This window comes from Paracoccus sp. Ld10 (assembly GCF_045064235.1).
Taxonomy (GTDB): Bacteria; Pseudomonadota; Alphaproteobacteria; order Rhodobacterales; family Rhodobacteraceae; genus Paracoccus.
On the sequence record NZ_JBISHD010000006.1, the window covers coordinates 47970 to 60576 of the forward strand.

Genomic DNA, 12607 nt, shown 5'->3' on the forward strand with positions numbered 1-12607 from the left:
TCAAGCAGGATCGACCGGGCAAAGCCAGCAATCTTTGGGCATTTTCCCGGATCAGCGGTTAACCTTTGCGGGATCGGCGGACCCTAGCTTAGTGCTGCAAGGCAGCCGTGCAGCGCCGCCATATCGTCGCGGATCAAAAAGACCGGCGTGTTTTCAGGGATATGGCGCATGTGGCTTTCGCCCAGAAAGGCCGGTTCGAACAGCGCCATGCGGTCGGCGATGCTGCGGCCGACGCTGCCAGCCAGAAACAGCCCCTCCAGCGGCATGAAGCGCAGTGACAGTTCGCGGCACAGCAGGCCGACCAGTTCGGCGAACAGGTCATAGGTCGCGGTGGCGGCCGGATCGCCCGCCTCGGCGGCGCGGGCGATGTCCTCGCTGCGGATGGGGTCGGTGCCGGTCATCGCGGCATGCAGGCGCGACAGCCCGCGTCCGGCGAATGTCTCTTCGGTGGAAAAGAACCCGGCCGCGGCGTCGGCGCCGGCCCGGTCGATCAGGCGGGCCATGATGTTGGCGGGCAGGTGGGTGTGCCCCTCCTCGGCCTCCAGCACGGTGATGGCGCCGCCGGGCAGCACGCGCACCGCGCAGACGTTGAAGCCGGTGCCCAGTCCCACGACCAGCGCCTGCCCGTTGCGGGCACGGGTCGCGGGGGCGGCCCGCAGCGTGCCCAGCTGTTCGCCCGCCAGCGCCGGGGTGGAATAGCCCAGCGCCGACAGGTCGTTGATCAGCCGCACCTGGTCGGCATCGGTCAGCCGCGCCAGGTTGTCCTCGTCGAACGACCAGTCGCGGTTGGTCAGCCGCGCGCGCCCGCCGCTGACCGGCCCCGCCACGGCGATGCACATGGACGAGATGGTAGGCTGGTGCTGTTCGGCCATGAACTGGCGCACCACGTCGTCGAAGCTGGCAAAGTCGTCGCCCTTAAAGCGGGTGACCGTGCTGGCATCGATGGAACCGTTGCGCGCGATCGCCAGCCGCGCATTGGTTCCGCCCACATCGCCCAAAAGCATCGCCATGCTGTCACCCCTTTTCAGTTCAGCCGTTCCCCGTCCTTAGGCGAGAAGTACGACACTTTCGAGAGGTCGAATGCCAGCGGAAACGGCTGGCGCGCCCGCACTGCACTTTCGGCGCGCAACCGCGCGGTGACCGCCTTGCCGCCCAGATGGGTAACGGCGAACGTGTCGGCACCTGCCGGTTCCACGATGTCGATCATCACGTCGCCGCCCGCACCCTGTGCGGTGCCGGGCAGGTGGGCGTTGCCCGTCGCCTCGTGGATGTCCTCGGGGCGCACGCCCAGCACGATCTGGTCGGGCAGGTCGCGGGCCACCGGATCGGTGATGACCAGCGGCGTGTCGCCGGGGCGGTCGATCTCGATCCGGGTCTGGCCGGCCTCGGACCGGACGCGGGCCGGGATCAGGTTCATCGCCGGACTGCCCATGAAATCGGCCACGAACATGTTCGCCGGACGGTTGTAGATCTCCGCCGGGGTGCCAATCTGCTGGATCACGCCGCCCTTCATGACGACGATCTTGGTGGCCAGCGTCATCGCCTCGATCTGATCATGGGTGACATAGACGATGGATGCGTTCAGGTCCTGGTGCAGCTTCTTGATCTCGGTCCGCATGGACACGCGCAGTTTTGCGTCCAGGTTGGACAGCGGTTCGTCGAACAGGAACAGCGCGGGGTCGCGGACCAGGGCGCGCCCCATGGCGACGCGCTGACGCTGGCCGCCCGACAGCTGACCCGGCTTGCGGTCCAGCAGCGGCTCGATCTGCAGCTGGCGCGACACCTCGGCCAGCTTGGTGGCCTGGGTGGCCTTGTCGACGCCGCGCACCTTCATGCCAAAGGTGATGTTCTTGGCGACCGTCATCGTCGGGTAGAGGGCATAGGACTGGAACACCATCGCGATGTCGCGGTCCTTTGGGCTGACGCCGGTCACGTTGCGGCCCGCGATGCTGACATTGCCGCCGCTGATGGGCTCCAGCCCGGCAATGCAGTTCAGCAACGTGGACTTGCCGCAGCCCGACGGGCCGACCAGGACCAGAAAGTCGCCCTCTTCGATGCTGATGTTGATGTCGTGCAGAATATGGGTGTCGCCATAGGCTTTCTGCAGGTGTTCGATTTCCAGAATGGGCATGGCTTATCCCTTGACGCTGCCGGCGGTCAGGCCGCGGATGAAGTATTTGCCGGCGACGACATAGACCAGCAGCGTGGGCAGGGCGGCGATGATCGCCGCGGCCATGTCCACGTTGTAGGCTTTGACGCCGGTGGTGGAGTTGACGATGTTGTTCAGCGCGACGGTCACGGGTTGCGACCCGGCCCCGCTGAAGCTGACGCCGAACAGAAAGTCGTTCCAGATCTGCGTGAACTGCCAGATGACTGACACGGTGATGATCGGCAGAGAGATGGGCAGGAAGATCGACCAGAAGATGCGAAAGAACCCTGCCCCGTCGACCTTGGCCGCCCGCACCAGTTCCTGTGGGATGCTGACATAGTAGTTGCGGAAGAACAGCGTGGTGAAGCCCAGGCCATAGATCACGTGAACGAAGATCAGCCCCGGGATCGTGCCCGCAATTCCCATCAGGCCCAGCATCTGCGCCATCGGCAACAGGACCACCTGGAACGGGATGAAGCAGCCGAACAGGATCGCGGCAAAGAACAAGTTCGCGCCGCGGAATTTCCATTGCGCGAATACATAGCCGTTCAGCGCCCCGATGATGGTCGAGATCATCACCGCGGGCACGGCCATCAGGACGCTGTTCCAGAAGAACGGGCGCAGGCCCTCGCACTGGGTGCCGGCGCAGGCGGTCGACCAGGCCTCGGCCCAGGGGGCGAACGTGATTTCGCGCGGCAGGGACAGCAGGCTGCCGGTGCGGATTTCCTCGAGGGATTTCAGCGATGTCGTCAGCATGACGAACAGCGGCATCAGATAGAACAGGGCGAACAGGATCAGGATCCCGTACAGGCCCCACCGCAACATGGTCTTACTTGTCATGGCGCGGCCTCAATTCGCTGTAGAGATAGGGAACCACGATGGCAAAGATGACCATCATCATGATCATGGCACTGGACGCCGCCTGCCCCAGATCGCCGCGTGAAAACGCCATGGCGTACATGTAGGTCGCGGGCAGATCGGTGGCATAGCCGGGTCCGCCGCCGGTCAGCGCGATGACCAGGTCGAACGCCTTGATGGCCAGATGCGCCAGCACGATGAAGGCCGACAGAAAGATCGGCGCCATCGTCGGGATGATGATCGCGGAATAGATGCGGTGCGTGGGAATGCCGTCGACCTGGGCCGCGCGGATGATCTCTCCGTCAACCGACCGCAGGCCGGCCAGAAACAGCGCCATCACGAACCCCGAGGCCTGCCAGACGGCGGCCAGCACGACAGTATAGATCGCCATGTCCGGCCTGATCAGCCAGTCGAAGGTGAAACTCTCGAACCCCCATCCGCGGATCGCCTGCTGGATGCCCAGGCCCGGGTTCAGGATCCATTTCCACGCCGTGCCCGTCACGATCAGCGACAGCGCCATGGGATACAGATAGATGGTGCGCAGAACGCCCTCGGCCCGGATCTTCTGGTCCAGAAAGATCGCCAGCAGCAGGCCGATCACCATCGAGATCACGATGAACAGGCCGCCAAAGATGAACAGGTTGTTCATCGCCACGTCCCACCGGGGAGCGTCGAACAGGCGCTGATATTGCGTCACACCGTCCAGTTCATAGCGCGGCATCAGCCGCGAGCGCGTAAAGCTGATCCAGGCCGTCCAGGCGATGAAGCCATAGACAAAGACCAGGATCGCCACAAAGGACGGCGCCAAGACGACCTTGGGCACGTTGCGTTCAAGCCATTCCATTTCCGGTAAACCCCCAAAGAAAAACCCCGCGCCCGAACAGGGGCGCGGGGTCGTCAGGCCGTGATCACATCGCGTTCGCGACAGCATCCGCCAGTTGCGCCACGGCGTCGTCCGACGACATGTCGCTGTTGAAATGCGCGGTCACCACGTCGGTGATCGCACCGGCCGGCGCGCCGCGCAGCGCCATGCCATGCGCATAGCTGGGCAGCAGCGAGCCGTTTTCGGCATCCGCGGTCATGTCGGCGTTCGACTGTTTCGCGCAATCGTCGAAATCGTCCAGCGCCACGTCGGTCCGTGCCGGGATAGAGCCCTTGTTCAGGTTGAACGTCTTTTGAAAGTCGGGGCCCATGATCAGGCTGGCCAACAGGGCCTGGCCCTGCTGCTTGTCCTCGCCGTCCAGCTCGAAGAACGCAAAGCTGTCGACGTTGTACAGAAAGCCCTCGCCCGGGGTCGGCGCGCAGATGAAATCGACGCCCGGTTCCTTGCCCGCGGCCAGGAATTCGCCCTTGGCCCAGTCGCCCATGATCTGGAACGCGGCCTCGTCGTTCATGACCATGGCCGTTGCCAAGTTCCAGTCGCGGCCCGAGAAGTTGTCGTCGACGTACCCGCGGATGGTCCGCATCTGGTCAAAGACCTGCTTCATCGTGTCCGAGGTCAGCGCCTCGGGGTCCAGATCGACCAGCGCCTGCTGGTGGAACTCGGGGCCGCCCAGGCCCAGCACGACGGTCTCAAAGATCGTCGCGTCCTGCCAGTTCTGGCCGCCATGGGCCAGCGGCGTGATGCCGGCGGCCTGCAGCTTTTCGGCGGCGGCGTTGAATTCGTCCCAGGTGGTGGGCATCTCGATGCCGTTATCGTCCAGGATCTGCTTGTTGCCCCAGATCCAGTTGACGCGGTGGACGTTCACCGGCGCGGCGCACCACTGGCCCTCGCACTTCATGTGCTCGGCGATCTGCGCGGGCAGGACGTCGTCCCAGCCGTTCTCCTCGGCGACGGCGCCGATATCAGCCAGGCCGACCTCTTCGTACCATTCCTGGATCGCCGGGCCCTTCAGCTGCACGGCGGTCGGCGCATTGCCAGACAGCACGCGGGCGCGCAGGGCGGTCATCGCGGCGTCGCCGCCGCCACCTGCCACCGGCATGTCGGTCCAGGTGCCACCCTCGGCCGCGAACTGTTCCTGCAGGACGGCGACCGATTTGGCCTCGCCGCCCGAGGTCCACCAGTGCATCACCTCGGCGGTGGGTTCGGCCATCGCGGGCGCGGCCAGCATCACGGCGGTCGATGCCGCCAGAACGGATTTGATGTTCATGGATCCTCCCAGATCTATCCCGCGCGGATTCGATGATCCGCGTGTGGGTCGATCATGCCGCAGGCACTGCCATGTCCGCAACGCAGTGCTGCCATGCGCCCAGCAGTTTTCGCCGCGTCACGTTACAAACTGTTACGTAACCCCGGCCTGCGATGGTAAAGCCCGGATCGGAGGACCATTGATGAGCCTGCACCGCCTTTTGCTGGTCGAGGATGATGCCGACATGGCCGCCATGCTGGCCGCCCATCTGCAGCGCCACGGATTTCACGTGTCATGCGCGGACAGTCGCGCGACCGCGCTGGCGGCGCTGCGCGGGGGTCGGGTGGACCTGATCCTGCTGGACGTGTCCCTGGGCGATGACGACGGCGTGGCGATCTGCGCCGAGATCCGCGAGGCGCAGGACGTGCCAATCATCATGGTCAGCGCCCTGTCCGCCGACCATCAGCGCATGGCCGGATACGCGGTCGGCGCCGATGATTACATCGCCAAGCCCTTCAACCCCGACCTGCTGCTGGCCCGCATCCGGGCGGTACTGCGTCGGGCGGGCCGTGCGCCCAGCCTGTCGCACCGGAAACGCGACAGCGTGCTGCGGTTCGCGGGCTGGCGCTATGACGCGCGGCGCGACGAGGTGACGGCCCCCGGCGGCTGGCAGGTCAGCCTGTCGTCGCGCGAAACCGCCCTGCTGCGGGTGTTTCTGGCCAACCCGCTGATCCCCCTGACGCGCGAGGAAATCGCCGCCGCCCTGGACGACGACGAGGCCGCCGAGGGACGCGCCATCGACATGCTGGTCGGCCGGTTGCGGCAAAAGACCGACCCCGCGCTGATCCGCACCGAACGGGGCCTTGGCTATGTCCTGTCGTCCGAGGTTGCGCGTGACGCTGAGTGACCGCCTGTCGCTGCGGTTGGTGGCCAGCCTGTGGGTGGTGCTGGCGATGCTGGCGGGTGGCGGGTCGGTCTGGCTGTGGGCTGTCAGCGACGCGGCCTGGGACGCGCATCTGAACCGCGCCTATATCGCCGGGCTGGCGCTGGCCGACAGCCTGGATACGGGCAGCGCCCTGCCCCAGGGCCTGTCCCAGGTCCAGCTGCGGGCGACGCCCGACCTGCCGCCCGGCTGGCGGCAGACGGTGATCACCCTGACCGGCGGCGGCCGGCCCGATCTGTCGCAGGGCGCGCGGCTGTCGGTCCGCATCCAGTCCCCCGACCTGACCTATCCCGTGGCCAAGGTGGAATCCGTCGGCGGCGGCAGCCAGGCCGCGGGGCTTGCCTCGATCACCCGCACGCTGGCGCGGTTCTGCAGCGACCCCCGCTTGTTCGTGAGACAGGAATCGGGGCCGTGGATCCGCGTGGACGGCGCGGCGGTCTGGGGGTGCGGGGCCGCGCCGCCCGACCGACGTCTGCTGGCCGGGGCGCTGGCCCTGGGGGCGCTGGCCCTGTTGCTGGGCTGGGTCGCGGGCGTGGCGGGGGCGTTCACCGCCTTTGCCGCCGCGCTGCGCGATCACCGCGCCCGGACCGCCGCCCTGCCCGTCGGCGGCGTCATCGAGCTGCGCCAGACCGCCGAGGCCGTGAACGCCTATGTCGCCCAGGACCGCGCCGCGCTGGAGAACCGTGCGCTGGTCCTGTCCGGGGTCAGCCACGACCTGGGCACGCCCGCCACCCGCCTGCGCCTGCGCAGCGCGATGATCGAGGATGCCGCCCTGCGCGCCCGCCTGGACCGCGACATCGACGAGATGACGACGATGATCGACGGCGTACTGACCTATACCCGCGCCGAGATCGGGGCCGAACCGTTCCGGCAGTTGTCCCTGACATCGCTGGCCGAGGCGGTGGTCGCCGATTATCAGGACGTCGGCATGCCCGTGACGCTGCACCAGGCGTCGCTGCCCCCTGCCCGCGCGGGCACGCTGTTTTCACGCACGACCAGCCGCCCGACGGTGGACAGCCATGCCCTGCTGATGCGCGGCCAGCCGACCGCGCTGCGCCGCGCATTGTCGAACCTGATCGACAACGCGCTGAAATACGGCCGCGAGGCGCAGGTGCTGACAGGTGGCGATGCCGACGAGGCCTGGATCACCGTCACCGACCGCGGATCGGTCCTGACAGGGGACGATCTGGCGCGCCTGACCGGGGCCTTTCAACGCGGAGAGAATGCGGGCACCGCCAGCGGCGTCGGGCTGGGTCTGGCCATTGTGTCGACCATCGCCGCACAGCATGGCGGACGGCTGGAATTCCACCGCGCGCCGCAGGGGCTGGAGGCCCGTCTGGCACTGGCGCGCAGCTGGGCCTAGGGGGCCTGACGGAACCCATGGGACGAAAATTGCGTTTTATTGGGGAATTCGCAAGAAAGGCTATCATCATGACCCGTGCAGATCGCATTACCCGCCTCGGCTGCGCCGGCGTCGTGGCGCTGCTCAGCGTCACGCCCGCACTGTCGGCAAGCCCCGCACAGCCCGTCCAGGGGTGGAGCGCCATGCAAGGTATGGAGCCCGCCGCGCTGCTGGAGGAAATCCAGACCATGCCGGTGTCCGAACTGGCTGTCGACGATCAGCCCTATTGCGCCGGCGACGCTGAAATCGCGACGACGCTGGAACAGGATTTCGCCGAACAGCCCGTGGACGTGACCGGGGCGCAAGGCACGCAGCTGTGGGGTTCCGATCAGTTGGGAACGTGGACGTTGGTTGCCCCGCGCGGCGATCAGACCAGTTGCATCATCGCCAGCGGTATCGGGTTCAGCGATGATCGCAGCACGCAGGCGTATTTTCAGGTCGCCGGGCTGTAATCAGCCGACCCGCCGCAGGAATGACCGCGTGCGGTCGTCCTGTGGGTTTCCGAAAACCTGCGTCGGTGGTCCCTGTTCGACAATGCGACCACCCTCCATAAAGATGATCCTGTCCGCGATTTCGCGGGCAAACTGCATTTCATGGGTGACGATCAACATCGTCTGACGACCGTCCGCGATGCGCCGGATCAGGTCCAGCACCTCTCCGACCCATTCAGGGTCCAGCGCGCTGGTCGGTTCGTCGAACAACATCAAGTCCGCATCCAGCGCCATCGCACGGCCAATGCCAACGCGTTGTTGCTGACCACCGGACATGGCGGCTGGAAAACTGTCGCCGCGATCCGCCAGACCGATCTGGGTCAGGATGTCATCGGCCTTGGCCCGCGCCTTGTCGGCGGACCAGCCGCGTACCATGGTCAGACCCTCGGTAATGTTGCCGCGGGCGGTCTTGTTGGCGAACAACGCATAGTTCTGGAACACGAACCCGGTCCGTCGGCGCAGGCCCAGGATCTGCGCCTTGGTCGCGCGCGCTGCGTCGACGGTGACATCGCCCATGCGGATGGTGCCTTGGTCAGGCGTGTCCAGCCAGTTCAGGCACCGCAGCAATGTCGATTTGCCGGTTCCCGACGGGCCGATGATCGCCACGCGTTCGCCCGGTTCCAGACACAGGTCGATGCCGTTCAGCACCGTGTTGTCGCCAAAACGTTTGACCAGTCCAGTGATCTCTATCTGACATGTCATCGGGCAACCGCCTTTCCAAGGCTGGATTCCAGTCGGCGTTGACCGACGGACAGGGTTTCGACGATCACCCAATAGAACAACGCGACGACCAGAAACGCCTCCAGGTACAGAAAGCTGCCTGCGGCCTCTTTCTGTGCCGCGCCCATCATTTCCGTCACGCCCAGGGTAAAGGCCAGCGAGGTGCCTTTGATCAGGTCGATAAAATAGTTCATCAGGGTCGGCGCCGCAGTCCGCGCGGCCTGGGGCAGGATGATGCGGCGCAGCAGCTGGCCTTGGGTCATGCCGACGGACTGGGCCGCCTCCCATTGGCTGCGATCGACACCTAGGATCGCGCCGCGAATGCTTTCGGCCATATAGGCCGAAAAGTGCAGCGTCAGGCCGATGATCGCCGCCGTCACCCCGTCAATGCCGGTCAGCGCGGGCACGACCTGCGGCAGGCCGAAATAGAACAGGAACAGCTGCACCAGCAGCGGCGTGCCGCGAAAAAAGCTGATGAACACGGCCACGATGCGATCCAGCACCGGCACGCGCGTTACGCGCACGATGGCCAGCGCCGACCCAAGGGCCAGCGACGCCACCATCGCGATGATCGCCATGAACAGCGTCAGCGGCACATAGCCCGCGATGACCGGGGCCAGATCCCACATATAGGCCGTATCCAGGGGCCGCATGTTATTGCGACGCAGGCTGCGTCACGTCCGCATCCAGCCATTTCTGCGAGATTTCGGCCAGGGTGCCGTTCTCCTTGAGGGTGGTGATGGCCGTGTCCACGCGGTCGCGCAGGGCCTGTCCCGCGGCGTCGTTGCGGAAGGGCAGGGCGTTGCGGATCTCCGAGAACGGCTCTCCGGCCAGTTCCAGCGGCAGGGGGCTTTCCGCGATCACCTGTGCGGACGACACGCGGTCCATGACAAAGGCATCGACCCGGCCCAGCGCGGTGTCCTGTCCGATGTTGCTTTCATAGGTGCGGATGTCGATCTGGTCGGCATTGGGCAGGTCGCGCAGCAACTGTTCAAAGTTCGATCCCAGGTTCACCGCGACCGTCTTGCCGTCCAGGCTGTCGGGACCGGTGATGCCGGCCGCGTTGCCTTCGCGCGTCACGATCTGGGCGCCGTCATAGACATAGGGCTGGGTGAAGGCAAAGGCCGCCTCGCGTTCGGGGGTGATGGTGATCTGGTTGGCGATGGTGTCGATGCGGTTCGATTCCAGCGCGCCGATCAGACCGGAAAACGACATTGTGACGAATTCGACCTCGTCCCCGGTTTCCTGCGCGACGGCGTTCAGGAAATCGACCTCGAACCCCTGCAGTTCATCGGCACGGGTAAAGGTAAAGGGGAAATAGCCGCCGGACATGCCGACGCGGATCGTGTCGGCCGCGGCGGGCAGGGCGGTGGTCAGGGCAAGGGCTGCTGTCAGGACAAGCGTGCGCACGAGAAATCTCCATATGTTCTTGGGCTTTACCTGCGATCGGGCGACACGATCCGCAAGCGGGACAGCGGCAGAAAAGGACAAAGATGCGGCAGGCCGTCACGGTCCGGAACAAGCCCCGCTGGCGCAACGGCGGGCGGGGAACTTCGTTCCATCAGCGGATCGTGGGCCACCCCTGTGGCGGCTATGCCTGCGTCATCGCCTTGATCGCCGCCACATGGGCGGGGTCGGCGGCCAGGGCGTCGACCGCCAACGCACGCGCCGCGTCCATCAGGTCGGGCGCGGGCAGGATGCGGTCGATCATGCCCCAGGCCAGCGCCTCGGGCGCGTCGATCCGGGCACCGGCCATCAGGATCATCCGCGCCCGCGCCGGCCCCACCAGCGCCACCAGACGCGCCGGGTCGCTTGGCTGCGGCAGAAAGCCCAGCCGCATCACCGGATAGAAAAACCGCGCATCGGGCACCGCCAGACGAATGTCGCAGGCCAGCGCCATGCCAAAGGCACCCCCCGCCAGCGACCCGTTCAGCGCGGCGATGGTCAGGCAGGGCAGGTCCGCCAGCGCGCTCGACAGATCCTCCCATTCGGGGGCGGTGGCCAGACCCGCGCGGGCCTGATCCAGGTCCGCACCGGCGGAAAAGACCCGACCCGCCCCGGTCAGGATCAGCACCCGCGCGCCACTGTCGCGGGCCTGCGCGACGCCCGCGCGCAGATCGCGCAGCATGTCGGCGGTCAGGGCGTTCGCCTTGTCGGGGCGGTCGATCGTCAGCAGGGACAGGCCATCCCGGTGGTGGCTGTGGATCACGACTTGTTCCCTTTCCCTTTCGGCGGCACTGTGTCAGGAATTCCCCGATTTCAGGTTTGCGAAAGGTATCCGCCATGAACCGTCCCCTTGCAACCTCGGCAATTGCGCTGATCCTGGGCGCGGGCCCGACCCTTGCGGACGTCACCCCCGCCCAGGTCTGGCAGAGCCTGCAGGACAGCTATGAGCAGATGGGTTACGAGGTCCAGGTCGGATCCGAGGACGCATCCGACGAGGCGATCTCGCTGACGGACGTCGTCCTGACCGTCGACGGAGAGGCCGACGCCCCCGACATGGTCCTGACCCTGCCCCAGATCGTGCTGACCGCGGTCGGCGACGGCACCGTGCGGTCGGTCGTGGACGGCCAGATGACGCTGGAGAGCAGCGCCATGCCCGACGGTGACAGCGAGGCCGTGGGGTTTTCCATGACGCTGGACGCACCCGGCAACGAAACGATCAGCTCGGGCACGCCCGAGGCGCTGACGCATGACATCGTGATGCCCACGCTGACGATGGCCGGTCGCGCGATGGACGATCAGAACGAGGTTCCGCTGACCGCATCGTTGAGCGGTGTCACGGGCAGCCAGACCGTCACCACCGCCCCCGATGGTGCCAGCACCCAGACTTTTGAGGGACGCGCGGACACGCTGGAGGCACAGGTCACCGCATCCGGCCCGTCCCCGGCTGCGGCGCAGACACCCGCGACCGATATGCCGGAGGCAGCCGACACCCCTGCGGAAACTGCGGAAACCGATGATTTCCAGGCCACGATCAGCATCGCCGATCTGACCATGCAGGGTGACGGCACCAGCCCCGCCGGAGAAGTCAACTTCTCGAACCAGCCAACGCAGGCGTTGCAGGCGGGCTTTGGCGGCAAGGGCAGCTTTGGCATGGGCGCAACCACCGGCAGCTTCAGCGCCAGCACCCTGACCGCTGACGGCGAGCGCAACGATTCCCAAGGCAGCTTTGATGCTGCCGGCGGCACGCTGGCCGTGGCCATGTCGGCGGAGGGCCTGTCCTACGAGGGCAGCATGACCGACATGGCCACCACGCTGACCGCCACGGACCTGCCGTTCCCGATCGCCTATGCGGCGGCGGAAAACCGGTTCCGGTTGGCCATGCCGATCGTCGCGTCCGATCAGGAACAGTCCTTTGCGCTGACCTATGTGCTGGACGGGCTGACGATGGACGATGCGATCTGGCAGGCGATGGACCCCGAGGCGGCCCTGCCGCGCGATCCGGCCAGCCTGACCATCGACCTGGAGGGCACTGCGCTGCTGACGCAGAACTTCATGGACCCCGACTTTCCGCAACAGGCGGAGCCGGGGCCGGATGGCGCCGCGCCGATGCCGCTGCAGCCGCGCAATCTGACCATCAAGGAACTGGCCCTGGACGCCGTCGGCGCGACCGCGAACCTGACCGGCGCGCTGACCTTTGGCGACGATCCCAGCCAGCCGGTCGGCCAGATCGAGGGCACGTTCGGCGGCATCAACGGCCTGTTGGATACGCTGGTCGCGATGGGCGTCGTGCCGCAGGAACAGCTGATGGGTCCGCGCATGATGATGGCGATGTTCGCCCGCCCGGTCGAGGGCAACCCCGACCAGCTGCAGACCGAGATCGAGTTCCGCGAAGGCGGCGCGATCTTTGCCAACGGCCAGCAGATCCAGTGACCCTGACCGCATGACAGCGGGCCGGGGCATCCGCCTCGG

13 protein-coding genes are annotated in these 12607 nt (G+C 66.4%); 4 read left to right on the top strand and 9 right to left on the bottom strand.

Translation table 11 applies throughout. From position 1 onward, the window contains the following. Positions 1 to 83: 83 nt before the first annotated feature. The 5 genes from ACJJVR_RS03375 to ACJJVR_RS03395 all read right to left on the bottom strand — a co-directional run bounded on the left by ACJJVR_RS03375 (position 84) and on the right by ACJJVR_RS03395 (position 5157). Positions 84 to 1010, bottom strand: coding sequence for a glucokinase (locus ACJJVR_RS03375; protein WP_405402258.1), 927 nt, complete (start codon positions 1008 to 1010; stop codon positions 84 to 86). Positions 1011 to 1024: 14 nt separating this feature from the next. Further along, entirely contained in the window at positions 1025 to 2131 is a 1107-nt protein-coding gene (locus ACJJVR_RS03380; RefSeq protein ID WP_405402259.1) for an ABC transporter ATP-binding protein, read from the bottom strand. A 3-nt stretch (positions 2132 to 2134) separates the two neighbouring features. Further along, positions 2135 to 2989, bottom strand: coding sequence for a carbohydrate ABC transporter permease (locus ACJJVR_RS03385; protein ID WP_405402261.1), 855 nt, complete (start codon positions 2987 to 2989; stop codon positions 2135 to 2137). Then, the gene (locus ACJJVR_RS03390; protein ID WP_405402263.1) at positions 2979 to 3851 is read right to left on the bottom strand and encodes a carbohydrate ABC transporter permease; all 873 of its coding nucleotides are present in this window, start codon (positions 3849 to 3851) and stop codon (positions 2979 to 2981) included. The genes ACJJVR_RS03385 and ACJJVR_RS03390 overlap by 11 nt, the downstream gene beginning before the upstream one ends. 64 nt (positions 3852 to 3915) lie before the next feature. Continuing rightward, positions 3916 to 5157, bottom strand: coding sequence for an ABC transporter substrate-binding protein (locus tag ACJJVR_RS03395; RefSeq protein ID WP_405402265.1), 1242 nt, complete (start codon positions 5155 to 5157; stop codon positions 3916 to 3918). A 181-nt stretch (positions 5158 to 5338) separates the two neighbouring features. Here ACJJVR_RS03395 and ACJJVR_RS03400 point away from each other — a divergent pair, with 181 nt between their 5' ends. The 3 genes from ACJJVR_RS03400 (at position 5339) to ACJJVR_RS03410 (ending at position 7933) form a co-directional block, all read left to right on the top strand. Then, the gene (locus ACJJVR_RS03400; RefSeq protein ID WP_405402267.1) at positions 5339 to 6043 is read left to right on the top strand and encodes a response regulator transcription factor; all 705 of its coding nucleotides are present in this window, start codon (positions 5339 to 5341) and stop codon (positions 6041 to 6043) included. After that, positions 6030 to 7442 carry an ATP-binding protein gene (locus ACJJVR_RS03405; RefSeq protein ID WP_405402268.1) on the top strand — a complete coding sequence of 471 codons (1413 nt, stop codon included), beginning with the start codon at positions 6030 to 6032 and terminating at the stop codon, positions 7440 to 7442. The genes ACJJVR_RS03400 and ACJJVR_RS03405 overlap by 14 nt, the downstream gene beginning before the upstream one ends. Positions 7443 to 7510: 68 nt before the next feature. Beyond that, positions 7511 to 7933, top strand: coding sequence for a hypothetical protein (locus ACJJVR_RS03410; RefSeq protein ID WP_405402270.1), 423 nt, complete (start codon positions 7511 to 7513; stop codon positions 7931 to 7933). Here the strand turns inward: ACJJVR_RS03410 and ACJJVR_RS03415 are convergent, their stop codons facing one another. The 4 genes from ACJJVR_RS03415 to ACJJVR_RS03430 form a co-directional block, all read right to left on the bottom strand. After that, positions 7934 to 8674 carry an amino acid ABC transporter ATP-binding protein gene (locus tag ACJJVR_RS03415; protein WP_405402273.1) on the bottom strand — a complete coding sequence of 247 codons (741 nt, stop codon included), beginning with the start codon at positions 8672 to 8674 and terminating at the stop codon, positions 7934 to 7936. It lies immediately after the preceding gene. Next, a complete protein-coding gene (locus tag ACJJVR_RS03420; protein ID WP_405402274.1) occupies positions 8671 to 9345 on the bottom strand; it encodes an amino acid ABC transporter permease in 675 nt (224 codons plus the stop codon). The genes ACJJVR_RS03415 and ACJJVR_RS03420 overlap by 4 nt, the downstream gene beginning before the upstream one ends. A 1-nt stretch (position 9346) precedes the next feature. Then, positions 9347 to 10102 (bottom strand): amino acid ABC transporter substrate-binding protein, encoded by a 756-nt coding sequence (locus ACJJVR_RS03425; RefSeq protein WP_405402275.1) that lies wholly within the window; start codon positions 10100 to 10102, stop codon positions 9347 to 9349. A gap of 181 nt (positions 10103 to 10283) precedes the next feature. After that, complete coding sequence (locus tag ACJJVR_RS03430) at positions 10284 to 10901, bottom strand: enoyl-CoA hydratase/isomerase family protein (protein ID WP_405402277.1); 618 nt, start codon at positions 10899 to 10901, stop codon at positions 10284 to 10286. 74 nt (positions 10902 to 10975) lie between these two features. Between ACJJVR_RS03430 and ACJJVR_RS03435 the strand changes: the two genes are divergently transcribed. Further along, positions 10976 to 12568: a hypothetical protein gene (locus tag ACJJVR_RS03435; protein WP_405402279.1), complete on the top strand. Its 1593-nt coding sequence runs from the start codon at positions 10976 to 10978 to the stop codon at positions 12566 to 12568. The last annotated feature ends 39 nt before the right edge of the window (positions 12569 to 12607 follow it).